The sequence below is a fragment of the Micromonospora sp. DSM 45708 genome, from assembly GCF_039566955.1.
Lineage (GTDB): Bacteria > Actinomycetota > Actinomycetes > Mycobacteriales > Micromonosporaceae > Micromonospora.
On record NZ_CP154796.1, the window covers coordinates 3,797,304 to 3,819,798 of the forward strand.

Below are 22,495 nucleotides of genomic sequence, written 5' to 3' on the forward strand. Positions count from 1 at the left end.
GGGCGCCCCCTCCGGACGCCTCAGCGTTCGATGGCGTTGACCAAGGGTCAGTTCGCGGCGCCGGGCTTGAAGGAGCGGGCCAGCAGGAGGCTCAGTCCTCGGGCATGGGGTGGGCGTGCGGATTCTCCCGCCACCAGCGGGCGTAGGCCGGGTTGTCGTCGACGTGGTCCAGAAAGGCGTGCGCGACGGCCCGGAACAGGCGCCTGCCCTGCTCGTTGGTGAACGAGTTCCGTCGCCAGATCACGGCCAGCCTGGCCACCTGCGGCTCGCCTGTCAGCGGCAGCACCGTCGTCCCCGACACCGGCGCCCAGGTGGGATCGACCAGCCGGACGCCGCTCCCGGCGGCCACCAGTGGGGAGGCCGCGCCGCTGGGCGCGTCGTAACGGATCTTCGGTTCGAAGCCGGCAGCCCGGCACGCACGGCGCAGGGCGGCCAGTGAGCCGTCGTCGGGACCAGGCGGGCAGACCCACGATTCGTCACTGAGATCCGCCAGCCGGACCGTGGCGTGGCGCGCGTGGCGGTGCGTCGCCGACAGCGCGACGAAGATGGGGTGCCTCGGCACCAGTGTGCGGCTGGCGACGGTCGGGCCGATCGGCAGGTCGTAGCCTTCCAGGATGCCCACCAGGGCGGCATCCAACTGGCCGTGCGTGACCGCCTCCACCAGCAGTCGCGACGACGGCTCGATCTGCAACCCGATCTCCGTGTCCGGGAACGACGCGCTGACGTGTCGGACCAGGCTGCCCACACAGGCGAGGTGGACGGTGCCCACCCGGAGCAACTCGGAGGCACGCTGCTTGTCCGCGAAGTCGTCAACCAGCGCGTCCACCTCGGCAAGCACCACGTGTGCCCGCCGGAGCACCTGCTTGCCGAGTTCGGTCGGTTGCACGCCGATGCGGCTGCGGACGAAGAGTGGGCCGCCGAGCAGTTCCTCGATCCGGTGCAGCTGGGCGGTCAGCGCCGGCTGGGACAGCCCGAGCCGGGCGGCGGCCCCGGTCACGCTTCCCACCTCGGCGACCACGCTGATCGCCCGCAGGTGCCGTACATCGATGTCCATGGGCAGCGATTATGCCGCTCGCCGGGCCGGTCGGGGCCGGTGTGCCCGATGGCCGCACCCGGATGCGCCGCCCGCAGCGGGGCGGGCGGCGCATCACTGGGGAGGAGAGGCGGCAACGGTCAGTAGCGGGCGCTGACGGTGACGCCCGAGCAGGATGCCTTCCCGTACAGGCTGAGGAAGTGGTATCCGGCGGGCGGGCTGGTGACGGTCAACGACTCGGCATTGCCGGCACCGGTCGAGGATCGGGTGTAGTTGCTGGTCGTCGCCCAGCTCGAAGGGCTGTAGTAGAGATCGCAGTCGCCGCTGCCGCCGGCCGCGCTGATGGTCAGGCTGGACACGCCCGACGGCAGGTAGACGTAGAGGTGGTCGTAGTTGCCGGCGGTCGCGGCGCGACCGCTGCGCTGACAGTTGCGGTCGAGCATCCGGGTGTCCGTGCCGGAGCACTCCGGCAGGCTGCTCCCACCGCCGGAGGTGACCGCCACCGTCTGGGTGGTCGTCCCGCTCGCGCCCTGGTTGTCGGTGACCGTCAGCGAGACGGTGTAGCTGCCGGCCGCGGCGTACGTCTTGCGCGGGTTCGTCGCCGTCGAGGTGGTGCCGTCGCCGAAGCTCCACCTCCGCGTGGCGACGCTGCCGTCGCTGTCGGTGGACCGGTCGGTGAAGGTCGCGGTGAGCCCGCTGGTGGTCGCCGTGAACGCGGCCGACGGCGGCTGGTTGGTGGGGGGTGGGGTGGTGCCACCGCAGTCGCCGGCCGCGCAGCGGGTCAGCCAGGCGGAGAAGTCCGCGTCGTAACGCGTACCGACGGTGCTGGTCAGGTAGGTACGCGCGGCGCTGTAGGCGCCCGATCGGTAGTGGCCGAGGACGGTCGTCAGGTCCGACCGGTGTGACTGGAGCATGTAGCGGACGGCAAGGTAGCCCCAGTTGTAGACGCGTGTCTGGTCATGGCTGTACGTGGTGTCGAACAACGTGCGCAGTGAGTAGGTGCGGTAGCCGGCCTGGGTCAGCGCGTCGGTGTAGGTGACGTTGCGGTACGAGTAGGAGACGTACTCGGCGAAGCCCTCGATCCACCAGATGGTCGGGGTGGTGACGTTGGCGCTGAAGTCGCCGTACATGTCGTACCGGCCGTCGAGGTAGTGGGTGTACTCGTGGTTGAGGTTCCAGATCTGGAAGGTCGGCCGGACCCACTCCGCCTCGTAGGCGATGAAGCGGGCCTGGTTGTTCGGATCCGAGGGGTTCCCCTCCAGGTACATGCCACCGTTGTTGGTGTCGATGCCGTACATCGCGCCGGCGTAGGTCTGGTAGTCGGTGCTGGAGTCGAAGACGACGACCTCGATGTCGGAGTTGACGTCGCCGGACACCGGGCCGCCGTCGGACACGATGCTGTGGAAGTAGGCGTCCTGGCCCTTGAGGCTGTTGCACGACTGGCTGAGCTGGGCGGCGGTCATCTCCTGGGCCAGGATGCGGATCGAGGCGCCGCAGGCGTAGTCGACCGTCAGCACCGAGGCGGTCAGTTGCTGTGCCAGGTTGCACGTGGAGTAGTAGGAGCAGTTGGCCGCGTCGTAGTACTGGGTCATCTCCGCCACGCCCACCCAGAGCGGCGCGGTCGGCCCGGTGATTCTGCTGCGCGAGAGCAGGCCCGACGCCATGGGGCGCACCGTGGCCCGCAGTGGGGCCTCCTGGAGGAAGCGGGCGAGTTCCCGGCCCGCGTTCGAGGTCAGGTAGCTGTTCTCGGTCCCCAGCAGGTCCAGGTGTCCGTTGGCGAAGGCGTACAGGTTGTTCAACACCGTGGGGTCGGCCTGCACCGCCGAGACGAACGCGGGAACCTGGTGGCCGCGGAACAGCACGGTGTAGACGTTGTTCACCGCGCCGCGCATGTACGACGAGGTGAGGTACGCGGAGGTGAAGCCGGTCAGCAGCCGGTTGACGACGTAGAGGTAGCGGGCGTTCTCCTGGGCGCTGTCGATGAGGGTCACCGCCTCCGCCAGCGTCTCGCCGTTGGCGTCGGTGACGTCCCAGGCGTGCGACGAGGCGAAGAAGGCGTCCAGACCGGACCGGATCGCGGTCTGCAGACTCGGCCCGTAGGTCCCCACGCTGGTGTCGTACCACTGCACGTAGTAGCCGGCCCGCAGGTACAGGACGAGCTGGGTCATGCCGGTGGAGGAGTTGCCGGGGTAGCCGGCGGCGCCGTCGCGGACCGCGTAGGCGACGCTGACCATCTGCGCCTCGCGGAAGGCGTTGTAGGCGTCGGTCCCGGTGAGGCTGAACAGGCTGTTGACGCAGTCGACGGTGGCCGCCTTGATCTGGCTCACCAGCGCGGATCCGGTGCGACTGGTGAAGTCGGCCGCGTTGCACGCGGCGGCGGTCGTACGGGAGTTGTCCGACGGTCGCGTGCGACGCGGCGGGGATACCGGCCGGTCGTAGTCGGCCCGGGTGGCGTCCTTCGCCGCCGGCTGCGGGGCCCGCTTGTGCGCCGGAAGCGGTCGGCTGCTCACGTGGTCGTTGAGGTGGCCGCCGCGGACGGCGGCTTCGGAGGCCGCCGGAGGCACGGCGTCGGCCCGGGCGGACTGGCGTGCGGACGGTGGGGTCACGGGGCTGGCGACGGCTGGTGGCGCCGCCATGCCGCAGGCGAGTGTCAGCGCGATGACGGCGCCGCTCATCCTGGTCATGCTCCGACGCATCGACGTTCTGGACACGCACTCTCCTCAGGGGGGTTCGAGCGGGCGTGCGATCCACCAACGGAACTAGATCTGTCGATGGATGCCTGGGTGTCGGACGCTAATCAGGCCCGTTTCGCGGCCACAACGCCCCCACAGTCCCCGGTCAGGTTGGCGCGAGCGCGGCTTACCGGAGGCTTTGGCCCGGCACGAAGTCCGCGGCAGCCGTCGGAACGATCACCGAACGCTATGGGGGCGCGCTATGCATCCCGACCGGCTGCTCATGTCATCGTTCGAGAAATTCATCGATGCGACACCGGACGGCAAAGACATGGCCAACATTCTGCTGATCGACGAGGACGCCGTGTACCGGCGTTCGCTCAGGGAACATCTGGCTCGGTACGGACACGTCGTCGCCGACCTCGCGTTGCGCGAGATCGGACGAGCGCTGTCGGACCTGGTCTGCCACACCCATCAGCGGCCGGATGTCGTACTGCTGGATCCCTTCCTGCCGTCGGTCGACGGCCTGCTGCTGATGCGGTTGCTGTGCCTCAGCTCGGGTCGCCCGGTGGTGGTCCTCTCGGTCGGCGGCCGTGACGACCAGATCGTGCAGGCGTTGCGCGCCGGAGCGGACAGCTACCTGCCGAAGCCGTGCCCGGCACCGGTGGTGGACGCCTGCGTCGCGGCCCTGCTCCGCCGCATCCCGGCCGCCCCGCCGCCGACCCCGACCGTGGTGGGCGAACTCCGCGTCGACGTGGCCGAACGCAGCGCCACCGTCGCCGGGGAACCCCTCGTGCTCACCCGAACCGAGTTCGACCTGCTCGCCTGCCTCGCCGAGCATCCCGGCCGCGTCGTGCCGCGGTCGCAGCTACGCACCAGGGTCGGACACGGCGCCGTCTCCTCGGCCAGCTCCATCGACGTCCTGGTACACAGGCTGCGCCGCAAGCTCGGCGAACAGGGATCGGGCGTACGCTATCTCCACACTCTCCGCGGCAAGGGGATCGCACTTCACGCGGCCGGCGCAGGAGATGCCCTGGAAGGGCGCTGACACCGGTCCGTTCGATCTGCTCGATCGCGTCGACGATCTCGGGAGTGCGGCACGGGGGTGCCGTCGGTGTCCACATCCTCCGCGTCGAGGCGAGCGCCGCTTGCGCCGAGCCACCAGCCGTTGCTCGGCGCAAGCGGCGCCGTTTCCCGTTGGCGGGATACCCCGCCACCGGGTCAGGCCGTCGCCACCTGGCGGACGTGTGTGCCCTCGGTGAACTCCTCGACCATCTTGGCGCAGAAGGCCGGCAGGTCGCTGGGGCTGCGGCTGGTGACCAGGCCGTTGTCGACCTGCACCTGTTGGTCCACCCAGTTCCCGCCCGCGTTGCGGATGTCGGTGCGCAGGCTGGGGAACGAGGTGACGGTCCGGCCGTCGACCATCCCGGTCTCGACCAACGACCAGGGGCCGTGGCAGATCGCCGCCACCGGTTTCTGTTGCTGGAAGAACGCCCGGACGAAGTCCATCGCCTGCGGGTTCATCCGGAGCCGGTCGGGGTTGACCGTCCCGCCCGGCAGCAGCAGGGCGTCGTAGTCGGCCGCGTCGGCCTCGTTCACGGTCCGGTCCACCCGGTAGCGGTTGGCCGGATTGATGTCCTGGTTCATCGACTGGATCTCGCCGGATTCCAACGAGATCAGATGCACCTCGGCCCCCGCCTGCTCGGCGGCGGCCCGGGACTGGGTGTACTCCACGTCCTCCACCCCGTCGGCGGCGAGGCAGGCGACTCGCTTGCCGGTCAGTGGCTGCTGGCGCTGCGCCATCTCTGCGGTCTCCCTTCGCGGGCGCCACCCCGTCGGCGGCGCGGCGTTCGCTCGCGGCCGCCTTCCCGGTGCTGGCACCGGCAAACAACAGGCCGGCGAACGCCGATCGAGGGCGGACAGCCCGGCCACCTGCCCGCCGTGCGACGAGGGCCTGGGCACGGACAGGTCGCGCCACCCGGGTGTGCTGCCCGTCGCAACGGGTAAGGCAGACAGCCCACTGGAACCCAGACCATCGGAAAGGTCGACATGACCCTCGCTGCCAACGCGATCGAGCTGCTGTCCGGCCAGACGATGCCCACGCTCGGCCAGGGAACCTGGTACCTGGGCGAGCGCCCCGCGAGGCGGCGGGACGAGATGGCCGCCCTACGCACCGGGCTCGACCTGGGCATGACCATGATCGACACTGCGGAAATGTACGGCGACGGCGCTTCCGAGGAACTCGTCGGCGAGGCGATCGTCGGACGACGTGCGGACGTCTTTCTGGTCGACAAGGTGCTGCCGTCCAACGCCAGCCGACGAGGAACCGTGGATGCCTGCCGCCGCAGCCTGCAACGGCTCGGTGTCGACCACATCGACCTCTACCTGCTGCACTGGCGTGGTACGCACCCACTCGCCGAGACGATCGAGGCGTTCTCCGAACTCGTCGACGCCGGTGACATCGGGCAGTGGGGCGTGAGCAACTTCGACCTGTCCGACATGACGGAGCTACTGGAGGCGGGCGGAAACTCCTGCGCGACGAATCAGATCCTGTACAACCTCACCCGCCGCGGTCCCGAGTACGACCTGCTGCCGTGGCTCCGGGAGCACCGAATCCCTGTGATGGCGTACTCGCCGATCGAGCAGGGCCGGCTGCTCGGCCACCCCCAGGTCACGGAGATCGCCGCCCGGCACGGGGTCACGACCGCTCAGGTGGCGCTTGCCTGGCTGCTGCGGCAGGACCGGGTCGCCGCGATCCCCCGGTCGTCGAATCCCGATCACACCCGGGAGAACGCGGACGCACGCGGCCTGACCCTCACCGAGGAGGACGTCGCAGCACTCGACACGGCGTTCCCGCCGCCGGCCGGCCCGCAACCGCTGGAGATGCTGTAGCACCTGCCACCGGCTGTTCAGGTCCACCTCCCGCCCCGGCCCGGCGGCGAACGCTCATCCGGACGCGGCCCGCACCGGGCGCTTACCTTCCCCGTACAGTCGCCGGCTAGCGTCGTCCGCATGACGGAACGGGAAGCGGTGGCGCACCTGCTGCGCCGGGCGACCTTCGGGCCGACCGCGGAGGAGGTGGACGCCGCCGAGCGGGCCGGGTTCGCCGCGACGCTCGACCGGTTGCTCGCCCCCGAGGGCGCGGACCGGGGCGCGACCGCGACGCCCACCCCCGCGCTGGGCGCCGATCCCGCCGCGCAGCCACGCAAGGACGCCAGCCGGGAGCAGCGCCAGCAGGTCAACCGCAAACGCCGGGAGCAGGTCACCGCGCTCACCGGCTGGTGGCTGGAGCGGATGATCGCCGCCGAGCATCAGGCCGAGGAGAAGCTGGTCTTCTTCTGGCACGGGCACTGGGCGACAAGCGTGCAGAAGGTCCGCTCCGCCCCGCTGATGCTGCGCCAACTGGAGACCCTGCGCCGCCACGGCCGGGGGCCGCTCGGGCCGCTGGTCGACGCGATGCTGCGAGACCCGGCGCTGATCCTGTGGCTCGACGGACAGAAGAACAGCCGCCGGTCGCCGAACGAGAACCTGGCGCGGGAGTCCATGGAGCTGTTCACCCTCGGCATCGGCAGCGGCTACACCGAGGCCGACGTCAAGGAGGGGGCCCGGGCACTGACCGGCTGGACGGTGGACCGGTCCACCGGCGTCGCCCGCTTCGAGCCCCGCCGGCACGACCCCGGTCCGAAGACCATCCTCGGCCAGCAGGCTGCCTTCGACACCGGCTCGTACGCGAAGCTGCTCGCCGGACGTCCCGAAGCCGCGCGGTTCGTCGCGGGCCGGCTCTGGTTCCGTTACGCCGGGACGCACGCTCCCGCGCCGGCCGACCTCGCCGGCCCGGACACGGTCGGCACGCTGCGGCGGATCTTCACCGCCCCGGCCTTCGCGCAGACCCGCGACACGCTGGTCAAGCAGCCCGTCGAGTGGCTGGTCGGCGCGGCCCGACAGCTCGGCGTACGGCCGTCCGCGCTGCCCGAGCAGGGCCGGCGGCGCATTCTGGCCGGGCTGAACGCGCTGGACCAGGTGCCGCTGCGCCCGCCGAGCGTCGGCGGCTGGCCGGCCGGCGCCGCCTGGCTCACCACCTCGTCGTTGCAGGCCAGGACGCGGGTGGCGGACCTGCTGGCGCAGGCAGCCGCGCCGGCCGTGCTGGCCCGGCTGGACGCCGCGCCGGCCGCCGGTCGCGCCGACGCGCTGGCCCGGCTGCTGGTCGTCGACGCGTGGAGCGACCGCACCCGCGCGGCCCTCACGCCGCTCGCCGGGCAGCCGCGGAAGCTGCTGACGGCCGGCCTGGTCAGCCCCGAGTACGCGGTCAGTTGAGAGGAGCGATTCCGTGGACGTCCTGACCCGACGACGGTTCCTGGTGGCCAGCGGGGTGGTCGGCGCGACCGCTCTGGCCGGCGTGCCGCCGCTCTCCGCCTCACCGACCTGCTCGCCACCGCCGGCGACCGGGACCCCCAGGCCCGCACCCTGGTCCTGGTCACGCTCTACGGCGGCAACGACGGCCTGAACACCGTCATCCCGTACGCCGATCCGGCCTATCGTGACGCGCGACCCGAGCTGGCCCACCCGGCGGAGGACGTGTTGAAGCTGGACGACCAGTTCGGCCTGAACCCGGCGTTGGCCGGCCTGCACCGGGCGTACGGCACCGGCCAGCTCGCGGTGGTCCGCGGGGTGGGCTACCCGAAGCCGGACCGCAGCCACTTCCGGTCGATGGACATCTGGCACACCGCGCAGCCGGACCGGCCCGGTACCACCGGCTGGCTCGGCCGCTGGCTGGACCGCGCCGGCGCCGACCCCCGGCTGGCCGTCTCGTTCGAGTCGGCGCTGCCCCCGTTGCTCGCCGGCGAGCGCGGCGCGGGCGCCTCGGTGCCGGTGGGCGAGCGGCAGATGGCCGCCGGGCTGCCCGCGTCGACGCTGGCCGCGCTGGGCGCCGCCGCGCCGGGGGAATCCCCGGCCCGGGCCCGCGCGGCGGCATGTTTCACGGATCTGCGCTCCGTCGACGAGATGATCCGCACGGTCCGCGAGGCACCGGACGACGACGGCCAGGACGACGACGGCGAGAGCACCCCGGCCACCGCCACCGGCGGCGCCCGAGCCTCGCTGGACGCGCAGCTCGACCTGGTCGCGCGGTGCGTCGAGGCCGGCGTGTCGACCCGGGTCTTCTCCGTCTCCCTCGGCGGGTTCGACACGCACGCCGACGAGAAGCAACTCCAGCAGGTGCTGCTCGGAATGCTGGACACGGCACTGAGCCGCTTCCACACCCGGATGGCGGGCTCCGAAGCCGGCCGCAAGGTGGTCACGGCGGTCTACTCGGAGTTCGGCCGTCGGGTCGCCGCCAACGGCTCGGACGGCACCGACCACGGCACCGCCTCGAACATGCTGCTGCTCGGCGCGCCGGTGAGCGGCGGTCTGTACGGCGAGCCGCCCAGCCTCACCGACCTCGACGACGGTGACCTGAAGTTCCACACCGACTTCCGTGACGTCTACGCGACGCTGCTCACCGACGTCCTCGACACCGACCCGGGCGCGGTCCTCGCCGGGTGGAAGGGCCGGCTCACCGGCGTGCTCTGAGCCCCTGCCCGGGACCCCCGGGCCCTCCCCTCATCCACGGTCCGCGGCGGAGTCCCGCCGACAGCGGTGGGAGGAGCTGACCGACGCGAGGCGGGGTGCGAGGTCCCGGCCGGCGGGCCCCAGAACGGGCGAAATCCGCGATCGAGGCCTCCGCGGACGCCTTGACGAAAACCTTTTCGGCAGCGATGGTGGTCGATGCATCGCTGGTGCGAACCTGTTTCGAGCATCCCGGCGTGGCGGTCGGCCGGAGCCGCCACGCCGGCCGAGAGGAGAACCCATGGCTTCATCGAGAAGCGGCGTACGGCTGGCGGTCGCCCTGACCGCCACGCTGGCCGCCACCGCCGGCGCGGCCCTCGTGGTCACCGGAGCGCAGGCCGCCCCGGCCGGTTGCCGCGTCGACTACCGGGTGACCAGCCAGTGGTCGGGCGGCTTCGGCGCCGACGTGACGGTCACCAACCTCGGCGACCCGGTCAACGGCTGGACGCTTGTCTGGTCCTACCCGGCCGGGCAGACGGTCTCGCAGGCGTGGAACGCGAGCGTCAGCCAGAGCGGCAGCCGGGTGACCGCGACGAACGCCGCCTACAACGGGTCCCTGGGCACCGGCGCCGCGGCGTCGTTCGGCTTCAACGGCGCCTTCACCGGGTCCAACCCGGCGCCCACCTCGTTCACCCTGAACGGCACGACGTGCACCGGTACGCCGAGCACCCCGACCCCGACCACGCCGGCACCCACCCCCACCTCCGGCCCCACCACGCCACCCCCCACCTCCGGCTGGAGCCCGCCGACGAACCTGGTCGGCCCGCTCAACCAGGTGTGGCAGCACGTGGAGCAGACCTACAACAACGGCAACCCGCTCGGCTTCCGCAACTACGGGTGGGACCAGCTCTTCGCGAACCGGGGCGCGATCAACTACTGCGTCCGGTGGGACTCGTCGGCCACCGTGACGGCCGCCCAACGCGACCAGGTCCAGGCCGCCCTGGCCCGCCAGTACAAGAAGTGGATGAACGTGATGGCCGGCCACAACGGCTTCCCCTACAGCGACGTGCCGGTGAAGGTGGTCGGCTGGGCGGTGCGGGACCGCAACCAGTTGCAGTGGTCGGACAACTCGGTCGACATCTACGTCAACAACATCCGGGAGAACGCGCCGCAGTGCAGCGAGCCGTGCGGCCGGTACTTCAACCAGAACGGCCAGTACCCGAACTGTCCGGGTGGCGCCACCCACCACTACGACCACTCGCTCTGGCTGACCGACGGATTCGGCGGCGGTGCCGGCGGCGACTGGGGTCAACGCGTCGGTCGCGAGTACTTCATGGGCAACCTCGGCAGCGACAACATCCGCATCCTGCTGCACGAGACCGGCCACACCTACGGCCTCGACGACTTCTACGACTGGGATCCGCTGCCGGGCCAGGGCTTCATCATGAAGGCCGGCAGCGCCACCACGATCACCGAGTTCGACATCTGGATGCTGCGCGACTGGTGGCGGCACCTCAAGAGCCGATACGGCTACTGACGGAGGAGGTCAGCCGATGCGTACCCGAAGGAACTCCTTCCGTCTCGCGGCGACGGCGCTCGCCGTGGTCCTGGTCGGCGCCGGCGTGGCGACCGGCGGTACCGGCCACGCGGCTTCCGCCGGGTGCCGGGTCGCCTACGCGGTCAGCTCCCAGTGGTCGGGCGGGTTCGGCGCGAACGTGACGGTCACCAACCTGGGCGACCCGACCAGCGGCTGGACGCTGCGCTGGTCGTTCACCGCCGGGCAGACCGTCACCCAGGCGTGGAACGCCACCCGGTGGGAGCGACGACCGCGCCGAGGTCACCCGCCGGGCCGGTGGAGTCGCGCACGACCAGGCGTCCGGGGTGCCGGACGACGCCTCGTGCGGGATTGCCGTCCAGGGCGGCGAAGAGGTACCTGACCGCCGCGGCGCCGAGCTGTTCGAGGTTGAGGTCCACGGTGGTCAGCGGCGGCCGGCAGTCGGTGGCGAAGACCTCCCAGTTGTCGTACCCGACGATGGCCACGTCCTGGGGCGTACGCCGGCCGAGGTCGCGCAGGGCCTCGATCGCGCCGGTCGCGATCTGGTCGTTGCCGCAGAAGATGGCGTCGGTGTCCGGCGAGGTGTTGATGACCATGGCCGCTGCCTGCCGCCCCCAGCGCTGCGACCAGTCGCCGTAGCGGGGCCCGCCACCGACCAGCGGCAGGCCCGCCTCGCGCAGCACCGCTTCCAGGCCGACCACCCGGTCCCGAGCGGCCCGGTAGGTCTGCGGACCGGTGATGTGCGCGATGCGGCGGCGGCCCAGCGAGACGAGGTGCTCGGCGGCGAGCCGCCCACCGCCTTCGTCGTCGGCCAGGAGGGAGAGATCCTCCGGGTCGTCCGACTCGCCGTAGACGTAGACCGCCGGCACCGGCAGGTCGCGGCGGAGCGACGGCCGGATGTCGTTGGAGTCGCCCAGGATCACGAATCCGTCGACCTGCCGGGAGAGCAGCGTACGGATGTGGTGCTGGCGGCGGATGACGTCGCCGCGGGCGTCGCACAGCAGCACGCACATCCGCTCGTTGCCCAGTGCGTTCTCGACTCCGCTGAGGACCGGGAAGGCGAAGCGTTCGCCGAGCGTCTCGGTGAGCAGCCCGACGGTGTGGGAGCGTCCGGAGATCAGCCCGCGAGCCAGCCCGTTGGGCTGGAACGAGAGCTGCTCGGCGGCCTGCTGCACCCGTCGGCGGGTGGCCGGGGCGACCTGCTCCCGGGCGTTGAGCGCCTTCGACGCGGTGGCGACCGACACTCCGGCCAGCTTCGCCACATCCATCAGTGTCACCGACTGCGAACGTCGTCTACCCACCGGAATCCCTTCGGGGCCGGACCGGGGCTGGGCCATCGAGGCGTACCGACTATACCGGATGACCGGATTTTGAAAAGGATTTCGAGAATCGGTTCGCGCCGCCCCCCAGCGGCCCGCCCGGGGCGGACCCGCCGGGCCGGGTACCGAAAACTTTTCGGCCCTCGGTCAGTCGGATGTGCGCCGCGCACACCGATCGCCTGGACGGCCCTGGCGGCCGTGGCGTACTCGGCGAGGCTGGCCGGTGCCTTCTCCGGATCGAGGCCGGCCTCGGTGAACAGCTTCTTGTTCCAGAACAGCATCGACAGGTCGAGCACGAACGGCAGCACGTGCTCCCTGCCGTCACGGGTACCGGCGGCGAGGTGGCCCTTGTTGACGGCGTCCTTGAAAGCGAGGCCGTCGATGTTGGTGGTCAGATCCCGGAACAGGCCCTGGCTCACCCAGTTCGGCACGTACACGATGTCTGCGGCGAACAGGTCCGGAAGGTTGCCGGAGCCGGCCGCCGCGCCCACCTTGGCGACATAGTCGTCGTTGGGGACGACGGTCAGTTCGACCTTGTTCCGGTGGCCGGCGTTGTACGCCTCGACCAGGAGTTTCGCCTGTTTCTCCAGCGGTGCCCGGGTCCACAGGGTCAGCTCGCTGCCGTCGTCGGTTCCGGTCGCGCCGGCCTGGGCCAGCCCCTGGTCGTCGCCGCGGTCGCCGCCGCACGCCCCCGCGCCGAGCACCAGCACCGCCGACGTGACCGCGGCCAGCATCCGCCGGCGGTGCGGACCCGGTGTGGTTGTCATGTCGGCCTCCGTTGTCTGAAGGAGCCGGCGTCCGGGACCGAACGCTTCCCGAAAACCTTTTCGGGGAGAATTCTCGACGTCTATTTAGGCAAGTGTCAATACCTTGACGACGTCGGGCGCCGCCCCCGGGCATCGGGATCGCTGTATGATTCGCTCGGCCGACCGACCAGCCGTGGCAGAGAAGCAGTGAGCGGACCAGCAACGAGCAAGCCGCATACGAGCAGCAAGTCAGTCGTTCTCGACGCGATCCGGGCGGCCGGGACGATCAGTCGGGTCGGCCTGATCAAGGCCACCGGTTTCACCGCGCCGACGATCTCCACCCTCGTCCGCAAGCTCATCAACGAGGGCCTGGTGGTCGAGACCGGGCACGCCAAGTCGACCGGGGGCAAGCGACGGGTGCTGCTCCAGCTCGACCACACGTCCCGGTACGCCGTCGGCGTGCACCTGGACCACGGCGTCATCACGTACGCGCTGACCAACCTCGGCGGAACGGTGGTAGCCCGGATCTCCCGGCCGGGCGCCGGCGCGGACGAGCCGGCGGCCGTCGTGGCGCGGATCGCCACCGCGATAGCCGCGCTGATCGACGGCGTCGGGGTGGAGCGGGCCCGGGTCCTCGGCGTCGGTCTGGTCTTCCCCGGCCCGGTCGGCCCGGCCCGGGGCATCGGTGGTCCGCCGGACGCGGGGCTCGCCCCCGTGATGCGGCAGTGGACCGGCTTCCCGCTGGGCGCCGCGCTGGAGCGGGTCACGGCGCTGCCGGTGGTGCTGGACAACGATTCGACGGCGGCGGCGCTCGGTGAGCACTGGACGGGCGGATTCGGCGCCGCGACGTCGGCCGCCGCGCTCTACATGGGCACCGGCATCGGCGCCGGCCTGGTCATCGGCGGCGTCACCTACCGGGGTCCGAGCGGCAACGTCGGCGAGCTCGGACACGTGTGCGTGTCCGCCGACGGTCCCCGTTGCTGGTGCGGGGCCCGCGGGTGCGTGGAGGCGCTGGCCGGGCCGGCCGCGGTGGTCGCCGCCGCCCGATCGGACCCGGCCGCGGCCCGGGCGGTGGGTCTCACCGCGAGCGCCGGACGACCGTCGGTGATCGCCGACTTCGCCGCGATCAGTCGCGCCGCCCGCCGGGGCGAACCGCACGCACTGGTGCTGCTGGAGCGGTCGGCCCGGCAGGTGGGCGTGGCCGCCCGGACGCTGGCGAACCTCATGGACCTCGAGGTGCTCGTGCTCACCGGGCCGAGTCTGGCCGCCGCCGGCTCGGTCTACCTCCCGATCGTCCGGCACGAACTGCGCGCGTCCTTCTCCCGTGGCACGCACACCGTCGACGTACGGCTCTCCCGGTCCGCCGCCACGGCATCGGCCGTCGGAGCCGCCGCACTGGTCCTCGAATCCGAGCTGGTCCCGGTGGGTCACGGCCCACGCCCACTCGAGCAGGTGGCCGACGAGCGGGCACGGCTCACCGAATCGGCCAGTTGACGAACCCGGGAGCGTGCGACATGGACGATGCGTGGGGGACGAGCGCGGTGGGCCTGGTGCTCGCCCGGCCGCCCCGCCTGCTCGGCACCGAGCCGTTCTTCATGGAGTTCATCGCGGGCATCGAGGAGCGGCTCGCCGCTCACGGGCGGTCGGTGCTGCTGCACGTCGTCGCCGACCAGGCGGCCGAGATCGCCGCGTACCGCCGGTGGGCGCGGCAGCGGCTGGTCGACGCGGTCGTGCTGGTGAACCCGTCGGTCGACGACGGGCGGCCCGCGGTGCTGCGGGAGCTTCGCCTGCCCGTCGTGGTGACGGGCGAGCCGACCCGGGGGGCCCTGGCGGTGCGCCGGGACGACGTCGGATCGATGCGGGCGGCACTGGCGCACCTGGTCGATCTCGGGCATCGCCGGATCGCCCGGATCAGCGGCCCGGGTGCGCTCCTGCACACCCGGGCCCGCACGGCCGCCATGCTGGCGGCCTCGGCCGACGCCGCCGTCGAGGCCGTCGTCGTGGAGGGCGACTACTCGGAGGAGGCCGGGGCCAAGCTCACCGCCGAGCTGCTGGCCGGGGTCGAGCCGCCCACCGCGATCATCTACGACAACGACCTGATGGCGGTCGCCGGCCTGCACGCGATCAAGGAGTCGGGCCGCCGGGTTCCCGGCGACGTCAGCCTGATCGCCTGGGACGACTCCAGCCTCTGCCGTCTGGCCTCCCCCGCACTCACCACCATGAGCCTCGATGTGCACACGTTCGGCGAGCTGGTCGGCGAGTCCGTGCTGCGGCTGGTCAACGGCGAGCCGGTGCCGGAACGGTGGTGCGCGACCGAGACCGTGGTCGCCCGGGAGACGACGGCCGCGCCGAGTGGATTACATCGATCAGCTTGACTTAGTGAGGCTAATAAACAAAGCTCCGAGACGCGCTCCCATCGACGCTCCCCTCTATTACCTAGGAGAGCATCCATGACACGTCGTCATGCCCTGCTGGCGTCGGCGGCAGCCGGCACCCTGATGGCCACCAGCCTGCTGGCGGTCACGCTGCCCGCCTCGGCCGCGACCACCGGCTGCGCGGTCACCTACACCGTGCAGAGCCAGTGGACCGGCGGGTTCAGCGGCAACGTCGCCATCACCAATCTCGGTTCCGCGCTCACGAGCTGGAGCCTGACGTTCGACTTCCCCAACGCCAACCAGCGGGTCACCCAGGGTTGGAGCGCCACCTGGTCGCAGTCCGGCGCGCGGGTGTCGGCGGCCAGTCTGAGCTGGAACGGCTCGCTGGGCACCGGCGGGTCGACCACGATCGGCTTCAACGGGTCGTGGAGCGGCGCGAACCCCGTACCCACCTCGTTCGCGCTCAACGGCACGACCTGCACCGGCGCGGTCACGACGCCGCCCACCGGCCCACCGACCACCACGCCGCCGACCACCACGCCGCCGCCGACCACGCCGCCGCCGGGCGGCGCCGCGCCCAGCCTGCGGGTCTCCGGCAACAAACTGGTGACGGCGGGCGGCGCCACCTACCGCCTGCTCGGCGTCAACCGGGCCAGCGGGGAGTTCGCCTGCGTGCAGGGCAAGGGCATGTGGGACAGCGGCCCGGTCGACCAGGCCTCGGTCGACGCGATGAAGGCCTGGCACATCCGGGCGGTCCGGATCCCGCTCAACGAGGACTGCTGGCTGGGTCTCTCCGGCTCACCCAGCGGACCCGCCTACCAGCAGGCCGTCAAGGACTACGCGAACCTGCTGGTCGCCAACGGGATCAACCCGATCCTCGACCTGCACTGGACCCACGGGCAGTACACCGGCAACATCTCGGCCTGCGCCGACGTGAACGCCACCTGTCAGAAGCCCATGCCCAGCCGGCAGTACACGCCGCAGTTCTGGACCGGGGTGGCCAACGCGTTCAAGGGCAACGACGCGGTGCTGTTCGACCTGTTCAACGAGCCCTACCCGGACGCCGCCAACAACTGGTCGGACATGGCCGCCGCGTGGCGGTGCCTGCGCGACGGCGGCGCCTGCACCGGCATCGACTACCCGGTGGCCGGCATGCAGGACCTGGTCGACGCGGTACGCGCCACCGGCGCCACCAACGTGCTGCTGGTGCCGGGCCTGACCTGGACCAACGACCTGACCCAGTGGCTGACCTACAAGCCGACCGACCCGCGCGGCAACATCGTCGCCTCGTGGCACTCGTACAACTTCAACGCCTGTGTCACCGAGACCTGCTGGGACACCCAGATCGCCCCGGTGGCCGCCCAGGTGCCGGTGCACGCCGGCGAGATCGGTCAGGACACCTGCGCCCACGACTACGTCGACCGGCTGATGACCTGGCTGGACCGCAACCGGCTGGGCTACACCGCGTGGACCTGGAACCCGTGGGGATGCAGCGGCGGAAACGTGCTCATCGAGGACTACAGCGGCACGCCGACCCGCAGCTACGGCGAGGGCTACCGCGCCCACCTGCTCACCGTGACGCCGTAGGGAACCCCGATGTCGCGACAATCCCTTCGGTACGCCGTACTCGCCGCGATCACCGCGGTCCTGGCGTTCACGGTGGCGTTCCCCGGCTCCCCGGTACGGTCCGCACCGCACCGGTCGTCGGCGGCGGCGGCGCCGATCAGGATCATGCCGCTCGGTGACTCGATCACCGCGGGCCCCGGCTGCTGGCGTGCCCTGCTCTGGAACCAGTTGCGGACCGACGGCTACTCCAACATCGATTTCGTCGGCAGCACCTCGGACGGCGGAAGCTGCAACTACGGCTTCTCCTACGACGCCGACCACGAGGGTCACGGCGGTTTCTCCGCGGTCGGCATCGCCGACAACAACCAGCTCCCGCCCTGGCTGAACGCGGCCCGGCCGGACGTCGTCGTGATGCACCTCGGCACGAACGACCTCTGGGGCGGCTGGCAGTCGATGGACACGATCCTCGCCGCGTTCACCAAGCTGGTCGGCCAGATGCGGGCGAGCAACCCGGGCATGAGGATCGTCGTGTCGCAGATCATCCCGCACCACGGCTGCGACACCTGCCCCGCCGACACCGTCACGCTCAACAACCGGATCCCCGGTTGGGCCGCCGGTCTCACCACCGCCCAGTCACCCATCGTCGTGGTGGACCAGTGGACCGGCTTCGACGCGGCCACGGACACCGGCGACGGGGTACACCCGAACGACTCGGGTTTCCGGAAGATGGCCGACCGCTTCCATCCCGCGCTCGCGCGGGTGCTCGGCGGCACCGTCCCGCCCACCCCGACGCCGGGCCCGACCCTCCCGGTCACCCCGGCGCCGTCACCGTCGACCCCGCCGCCCGGCATCGGGCGGTGCACGGCGACGTACCGGACGGTCTCCCAGTGGGCCGGCGGCTTCCAGGGCGAGGTGAGCGTCCGCAACGACACGGCGGCGGCCACGACGGCGTGGACCGCGACGGTGAGCCTCGGCAGCGGCCGGCAGGTCACGCAGTCCTGGAACGCCACGGTCACGCAGGCCGGCGCGACCGCCACCGCGCGGAATCTGGGCTGGAACGGCGGCCTGGCACCGGGTGGCTCGACCAGCTTCGGCTTCCTGGCGTCCTCGACCGGTGACAATCCGGCGCCGGTGGTCGGCTGCACGGTCGGCTGATCTGCCGCCGGGTGTGGGCGCGGCGACGACGGCCGCGCCCACACCCGGCCCGACACCGGTTGGCGCGGTCGCCGTGCTGGGCGAGCCGACGAGGGCGCGGTGCCGGTCCTCGTCGACCCGATCGACGTCGACAGTCGCGCCCGACGGAAACCGTCCGAACCGGTCGGGCAGGTGTACCCAACGGGTGAAGGCGGGAGTTGCGGGAGGTGGTCGAAGCGACCGACGGTCAGACGGTGCCGCGGTAGGGGGGCATGAACCGCAGGCGCGGCATCTGATCGGCGAGCACTCCCCCGTCGACGACCAGGTGGGTGCCGTTGACATAGCGGCCAGCGTCGGAGGCCAGCAACAGCAGCGCGCCGACACAGTCCTCCGGCACGCCGTAGCCGCCGCGCAGCGGGATCCGCTCCGCCCAGGCGGCCTCGAACGCCTGCCGGTCCAGGGGAAAGTCACCGTCGATCGGGGTGGCGATCATCCCGGGCGCGATGGTGTTGGCGGTGATGCCGTGCGGCCCGAGTTCGGCGGCCAGCGACCGGGTGAGCAGCTCCACCGCGCCCTTCGAGGCGTTGTAGTGGGCGAGCCCCGCCTCGGCGACCAGGCCGTTCTTCGAGGAGATGTTGACGATGCGGCCCGGCACCCCGTCGGCGATCATGTGTTCGGCGACGCGTTGGGCGAGGAAGAAGACGGCGTCCACGTTGACCCGCATCACCTCGCGCCAGGCGTCGACGGTGATCTCGTTGAAGTGTTCCAGCCGGGCCACGCCGGCGTTGTTCACCAGGATGTGCACCGGCCCCAGGTCGCGGCGCACCCGGTCGACCCACGGAGAGATCCCCGCCGTGTCGGCCAGGTCCAGCGGGTACGGGTGGCAGGCGCGGCCGTGTTCGGTCACCGCGGCCACGACCGGCCCGAGGTCGACGCCGGGCCGGTCGACCACCACCAGGTCGGCGCCGGCCGAGGCGAGGCCGACGGCGAACGCGGCGCCAAGACCCCGGGCGGCGCCGGTCACCACGGCCAGCCGCCCGGACAGGTCGAAGGAGGGCGGGACGAGCGTCATACCAACCCCAGCAGGTCGAGCGACGGACGGTGGATCAGCGCCTCGATCTGCCCGATGTCGAGCGGGTCGAGGCCGGGGATGCCGGGGACCCGGCCCACCGCCCGCAGCCCTTCGATGGAGGCGTCGACGGTGGTGAACGGGTAGTCGCTACCGAACAGCAGCTTGTGCCAGACGCCGTAGTCCTGCACCAGCCGGAGGCTGTGCCAGAGCTGGAACGGGCGGTAGTGCAACGCCGAGACGTCGGCGTAGACGTGCCGGTGCTTGCGGATGACCGCGATGCACTCCCCCTCGTAGGGGTGGCCGAGGTGAGCCAGCACCATGCGCAGCTCCGGATGGCGGATCGCCACCTCGTCGAGGTGCACCGGGAGCGCGTAGCGCAGCGGCGCGGCGGAGACGAAGGTGGTGCCGGTGTGCACCAGCAGCGGCAGGCCGTGCCGCGCGGCGTAGGCGTACAGGTCGTCGTAGGCGGGGTCGGCGGGGTCGAACCCGGCGTACATCGGCATCAGCTTGATGCCCCGCAGGCCGAGGTCACGGTGCCCGTGCTCCAGTTCGTCGCGCCAGCCGGGCTGGGTGGGGTCCAGGGCGAGGTACCCGACCAGCCGGTCGGGGTGGACCGCCACGTACGCCGCCACCGCCCGGTCGTCGACCCAGAGGCCGGAGCGGCGCGCCTTGCCGCCCACCACGATCGTCCTGGTGCCCGCCGGTGCGGTGGCCGCGTACTCCGACCACCGCACCGTCAGGTCGACGTCGCCGCCGTGCGCCCGGGACGCGTCGGCGGCGAAGGGGTCGCCGACGTGCTCCGGGCAGTCGAACAGGTGCGAGTGCACGTCGACGATCATCGGCGGTCCCGCTTCTCCCAACCCTCGGCGAACATGTTCCAGAAGCCGTGGCTCGGCGGGTGCTCGGCGAACACCTCGTCGACCAGTTCGACACCGAGGCCGGGCGCGGTGGGCAGCGCGACGTGCCCGTCCACCACCGGCAGAGCGCCGCGCACGGCCTCGAAGACGTAGTCCTCAAGGAGGTCGTCGAAGGTCTCCAGGATCTTGAAGTTGGGCATCCCGAGGACGGCGTGCACCGAGGCGGTGGTGCACAGCGGCGAGTTGGAGTTGTGCGGGGCGACCACCATGGCGTGCTGGTCGGCGATGGCCGCGAGTTTGCGCACCTCGGTGAAGCCGCCGGCCATGGACAGGTCGGGCTGGATGATGTCGACCGCGTTCGTGGCGAACAGCCGGGCGTACTCGTAGCGGTTGTGGAAGTGCTCCCCGCCGGAGATCGGCATCGTGGCGCGGGCGCGCAGCTCGGCGTACCGCTCGATGTGCGTCCACGGCAACGGCTCCTCGAACCAGCCCAGGTCGAACGGCTCCAGCTCACGCACCAGCCGGACGGCGGTGTGCATGGCGAAGCGGGCGTGTCCCTCGACGAACAGCTCGATCCGGGGTCCCACGGCGGCACGGACGGCGGCGACGATGTCGACCGAGCGGCGCAGCTCGGTACGGGACAGCTCGCCGAGCCCTGCCCCGAACGGGTCGAACTTCAGCGCCGTGTAGCCCTTGGCGACGGTGGCGACGGCCCGTTCGGCGAACGTCTCGGGCTCCCGCTCTCCGGTGTACCACCCGTTGGCGTACACCCGGACGCGGTCGCGGCAGGCACCGCCGGTGAGGCGGTACGCGGGCACCCCGAGGGCCTTGCCCATGATGTCGTGGAGGGCCTGGTCGACCCCGGACACGACGATTCCGCCGATGTCACCACCGCGCAGGTAGTCCCCCTGGTACATGCGCAGCCAGATCTCCTCCACGTCGAACGGGTCGGCGCCGATCAGGTGCCGCTCGGCCATCGCCTCGGCGAGCTGGCAGGTTTCCCGCGCCCGGTAGGGGTGGGTGATCTCGCCGACGCCGGTGAGCCCGGCGTCGGTGTGCACGCGCACGTAGGAGAAGTCGCGCCAGGCGGTGCCCAGGGTGAGCGTCTCCACCCGGCTGATCCGACCGGCGGGGCCCTCGGGTCGGGTCTTGTCGACGGTCAGCATCAGGAGTGTCCTTCCCCGCCGGCGGTCGCGCCACCCATGGTGGCGGTGCCGGCCAGTTCGGTGGTCCCACCGGAGGCGAGGGTGTCCCGTACGGCCACCCCGGTGGCCTCGACCAGGCGGTCGATGTCGGCGTCGGTGTGGGCGTACGAGATGTGGTTGCGCTTGAGGTTCAACGGCAGCTCGAAGATGCCGTGCTCGCGCATCCGACGGCGGTACCCGATGAACATGCCGGCATCGTTGCGCAGCAGGTCGTCGTAGGTACGCGGTGTCGGGCCGGGCATGAAGTAGGTCACGAAGACGGAGCCGTGGCCGGTGACCACGGCGGGGACGTCCAGGTCGGCCAGGGTCGCCGTGATGCCCGCGCGGGCCCGTTCACCGAGGCGGTAGACGTGCTCGTGCACCGGTTCGGCGCGCAGCTTGCCGAGGGTGGCGAGGGCGGCGGCGACCACGGCGGGATGCCCGTTGTAGGTGCCGGCGAAGAACGCGGGCGCGCCGGGGCGGGTGCTGAACAGGTCCATCAGGTCCGCCCGGCCACCGAGGGCGCCGATCGGATAGCCGTTGGCGATGGCCTTGCCGAGCGTGGTCAGGTCGGGGACGACACCGCTGATCTTCTGCCAGCCGCCGAGGTCGTGTCGGAATCCGGTGATCACCTCGTCGAAGACCAGCACGCTGCCGGCCCGGGTGCACTCGTCCCGCAGCGCGACGAGGAACTCCTGGTCGGGCAGGAGGCACCCGACGTTGTGCGGCACCGGCTCGACGATGACCGCGGCGATGTCGTCGCCGTGAGCGGCGAAGGCCGCCCGGACGGCGGCCACGTCGTTGAAGCGCAGCACGAGCGTGGCGTCGAGGACCTCGGGCAGGATCCCGGTGGAGATCGGATCGGGCCGACCCACCCGGTCCGGCGCGGAGATGACGTTGAGGCTGACCGAGTCGTGCCAGCCGTGGTAACAGCCCTGGAACTTGACCACCAGACGTCGCCCGGTGGCCGCCCGGGCGACCCGCAGGGCATGGAAGGTGGCCTCGCTGCCGGTGCTGGTCAGCAGCACCTTCTCGATGCTCGGCACCAGGTCGTTGAGGGTCTCGGCGAGGTGGATCTCGCCGTCGGTCACCGCCACGCCGCACAGGTCCAGTCGGCTGCCGGCCTCGGCGACGGCGGCGTTGACGTCGGGGTCGTTGTGACCGAGCAGGGGCGGCCCGAACGCCGCGTGGTAGTCGGTGTAACGGCGTCCGTCCGCGTCCCAGAAGCACGCGCCGGAGGCGCCGGCGATCACCATGTCGGTGAGGCCGGGGATGCTGCGCTGCCCGCTGTTGACGCCGCCGGGGATGACCCGGCGCGCGCGCTCGGCCAGGGTGGCCCCCGCTGGGGCCGATCGTGAAGTCACACCTTCTCCTCATCGGTGCGGCGTGGCGACCCAGCCCGGTCGCACCGCCGCGGGTTTCCGCCGCGAGAGATATC

19 protein-coding genes and 1 pseudogene are annotated in these 22,495 nt (G+C 71.5%); 11 read left to right on the top strand and 9 right to left on the bottom strand.

The window, feature by feature from the left end; genetic code table 11:
• Positions 1 to 91 precede the first annotated feature (91 nt).
• Together VKK44_RS16225 and VKK44_RS16230 are read right to left on the bottom strand one after the other, a co-directional pair.
• Positions 92 to 1,054 (bottom strand): LysR family transcriptional regulator, encoded by a 963-nt coding sequence (locus VKK44_RS16225; protein ID WP_343441938.1) that lies wholly within the window; start codon positions 1,052 to 1,054, stop codon positions 92 to 94.
• Positions 1,055 to 1,173: 119 nt separating this feature from the next.
• Positions 1,174 to 3,708, bottom strand: coding sequence for a collagenase (locus tag VKK44_RS16230; protein ID WP_343441939.1), 2,535 nt, complete (start codon positions 3,706 to 3,708; stop codon positions 1,174 to 1,176).
• A gap of 280 nt (positions 3,709 to 3,988) precedes the next feature.
• On the opposite strand from VKK44_RS16230, the gene VKK44_RS16235 reads away from it, so the two are divergent.
• Positions 3,989 to 4,753, top strand: a complete 765-nt coding sequence (locus tag VKK44_RS16235) for a response regulator transcription factor (protein ID WP_343441940.1) — start codon at positions 3,989 to 3,991, stop codon at positions 4,751 to 4,753.
• A gap of 173 nt (positions 4,754 to 4,926) precedes the next feature.
• On the opposite strand, the gene VKK44_RS16240 is transcribed toward VKK44_RS16235, so the two are convergent.
• Positions 4,927 to 5,508, bottom strand: coding sequence for a type 1 glutamine amidotransferase domain-containing protein (locus VKK44_RS16240; RefSeq protein WP_343441941.1), 582 nt, complete (start codon positions 5,506 to 5,508; stop codon positions 4,927 to 4,929).
• A gap of 246 nt (positions 5,509 to 5,754) precedes the next feature.
• On the opposite strand from VKK44_RS16240, the gene VKK44_RS16245 reads away from it, so the two are divergent.
• From VKK44_RS16245 to VKK44_RS16270, 6 genes and pseudogenes are all read left to right on the top strand, one after another.
• Positions 5,755 to 6,597: an aldo/keto reductase gene (locus tag VKK44_RS16245; RefSeq protein ID WP_343441942.1), complete on the top strand. Its 843-nt coding sequence runs from the start codon at positions 5,755 to 5,757 to the stop codon at positions 6,595 to 6,597.
• 120 nt (positions 6,598 to 6,717) lie between these two features.
• Positions 6,718 to 8,019, top strand: a complete 1,302-nt coding sequence (locus VKK44_RS16250; RefSeq protein WP_343441943.1) for a DUF1800 domain-containing protein — start codon at positions 6,718 to 6,720, stop codon at positions 8,017 to 8,019.
• A 43-nt stretch (positions 8,020 to 8,062) separates the two neighbouring features.
• The gene (locus VKK44_RS16255; RefSeq protein WP_343447791.1) at positions 8,063 to 8,209 is read left to right on the top strand and encodes a hypothetical protein; all 147 of its coding nucleotides are present in this window, start codon (positions 8,063 to 8,065) and stop codon (positions 8,207 to 8,209) included.
• Positions 8,210 to 8,217: 8 nt separating this feature from the next.
• Positions 8,218 to 9,273 (top strand): DUF1501 domain-containing protein, encoded by a 1,056-nt coding sequence (locus tag VKK44_RS16260; RefSeq protein ID WP_343447792.1) that lies wholly within the window; start codon positions 8,218 to 8,220, stop codon positions 9,271 to 9,273.
• Positions 9,274 to 9,550: 277 nt separating this feature from the next.
• Positions 9,551 to 10,786 carry a cellulose-binding domain-containing protein gene (locus tag VKK44_RS16265; RefSeq protein WP_343441944.1) on the top strand — a complete coding sequence of 412 codons (1,236 nt, stop codon included), beginning with the start codon at positions 9,551 to 9,553 and terminating at the stop codon, positions 10,784 to 10,786.
• A 16-nt stretch (positions 10,787 to 10,802) separates the two neighbouring features.
• Positions 10,803 to 11,060, top strand: a pseudogene (locus VKK44_RS16270) (cellulose binding domain-containing protein); the annotation flags it as partial.
• On the opposite strand, the gene VKK44_RS16275 reads toward VKK44_RS16270, so the two are convergent.
• Positions 11,038 to 12,105: a LacI family DNA-binding transcriptional regulator gene (locus VKK44_RS16275; RefSeq protein WP_343441945.1), complete on the bottom strand. Its 1,068-nt coding sequence runs from the start codon at positions 12,103 to 12,105 to the stop codon at positions 11,038 to 11,040. The pseudogene VKK44_RS16270 and the gene VKK44_RS16275 sit on opposite strands and share 23 nt — an antisense overlap.
• Entirely contained in the window at positions 12,078 to 12,857 is a 780-nt protein-coding gene (locus VKK44_RS16280) for an ABC transporter substrate-binding protein (RefSeq protein ID WP_343441946.1), read from the bottom strand. The genes VKK44_RS16275 and VKK44_RS16280 overlap by 28 nt, the downstream gene beginning before the upstream one ends.
• Before the next feature lie 219 nt (positions 12,858 to 13,076).
• On the opposite strand from VKK44_RS16280, the gene VKK44_RS16285 reads away from it, so the two are divergent.
• The 4 genes from VKK44_RS16285 (at position 13,077) to VKK44_RS16300 (ending at position 17,965) form a co-directional block, all read left to right on the top strand.
• On the top strand, positions 13,077 to 14,363 hold the full coding sequence (locus VKK44_RS16285) for an ROK family transcriptional regulator (RefSeq protein ID WP_343441947.1): 1,287 nt from the start codon (positions 13,077 to 13,079) through the stop codon (positions 14,361 to 14,363).
• Between the two features lie 20 nt (positions 14,364 to 14,383).
• A complete protein-coding gene (locus tag VKK44_RS16290) occupies positions 14,384 to 15,244 on the top strand; it encodes a LacI family DNA-binding transcriptional regulator (RefSeq protein ID WP_343441948.1) in 861 nt (286 codons plus the stop codon).
• Positions 15,245 to 15,319: 75 nt separating this feature from the next.
• On the top strand, positions 15,320 to 16,831 hold the full coding sequence (locus VKK44_RS16295) for a cellulase family glycosylhydrolase (RefSeq protein WP_343441949.1): 1,512 nt from the start codon (positions 15,320 to 15,322) through the stop codon (positions 16,829 to 16,831).
• A gap of 9 nt (positions 16,832 to 16,840) precedes the next feature.
• Positions 16,841 to 17,965 carry a cellulose binding domain-containing protein gene (locus VKK44_RS16300; protein ID WP_343441950.1) on the top strand — a complete coding sequence of 375 codons (1,125 nt, stop codon included), beginning with the start codon at positions 16,841 to 16,843 and terminating at the stop codon, positions 17,963 to 17,965.
• Between the two features lie 226 nt (positions 17,966 to 18,191).
• Here VKK44_RS16300 and VKK44_RS16305 read toward each other — a convergent pair whose 3' ends face one another.
• The 4 genes from VKK44_RS16305 to VKK44_RS16320 are packed head-to-tail and all read right to left on the bottom strand — an operon-like array spanning position 18,192 to position 22,421.
• Positions 18,192 to 19,016 (bottom strand): SDR family NAD(P)-dependent oxidoreductase, encoded by an 825-nt coding sequence (locus VKK44_RS16305; RefSeq protein ID WP_343441951.1) that lies wholly within the window; start codon positions 19,014 to 19,016, stop codon positions 18,192 to 18,194.
• Entirely contained in the window at positions 19,013 to 19,855 is an 843-nt protein-coding gene (locus VKK44_RS16310) for an amidohydrolase family protein (RefSeq protein WP_343441952.1), read from the bottom strand. Before VKK44_RS16310 ends, VKK44_RS16305 begins: the two co-directional genes overlap by 4 nt.
• On the bottom strand, positions 19,852 to 21,039 hold the full coding sequence (locus VKK44_RS16315) for a mandelate racemase/muconate lactonizing enzyme family protein (protein WP_343441953.1): 1,188 nt from the start codon (positions 21,037 to 21,039) through the stop codon (positions 19,852 to 19,854). The genes VKK44_RS16310 and VKK44_RS16315 overlap by 4 nt, the downstream gene beginning before the upstream one ends.
• On the bottom strand, positions 21,039 to 22,421 hold the full coding sequence (locus VKK44_RS16320; protein ID WP_343441954.1) for an aspartate aminotransferase family protein: 1,383 nt from the start codon (positions 22,419 to 22,421) through the stop codon (positions 21,039 to 21,041). Before VKK44_RS16320 ends, VKK44_RS16315 begins: the two co-directional genes overlap by 1 nt.
• Between the last annotated feature and the right edge of the window lie 74 nt (positions 22,422 to 22,495).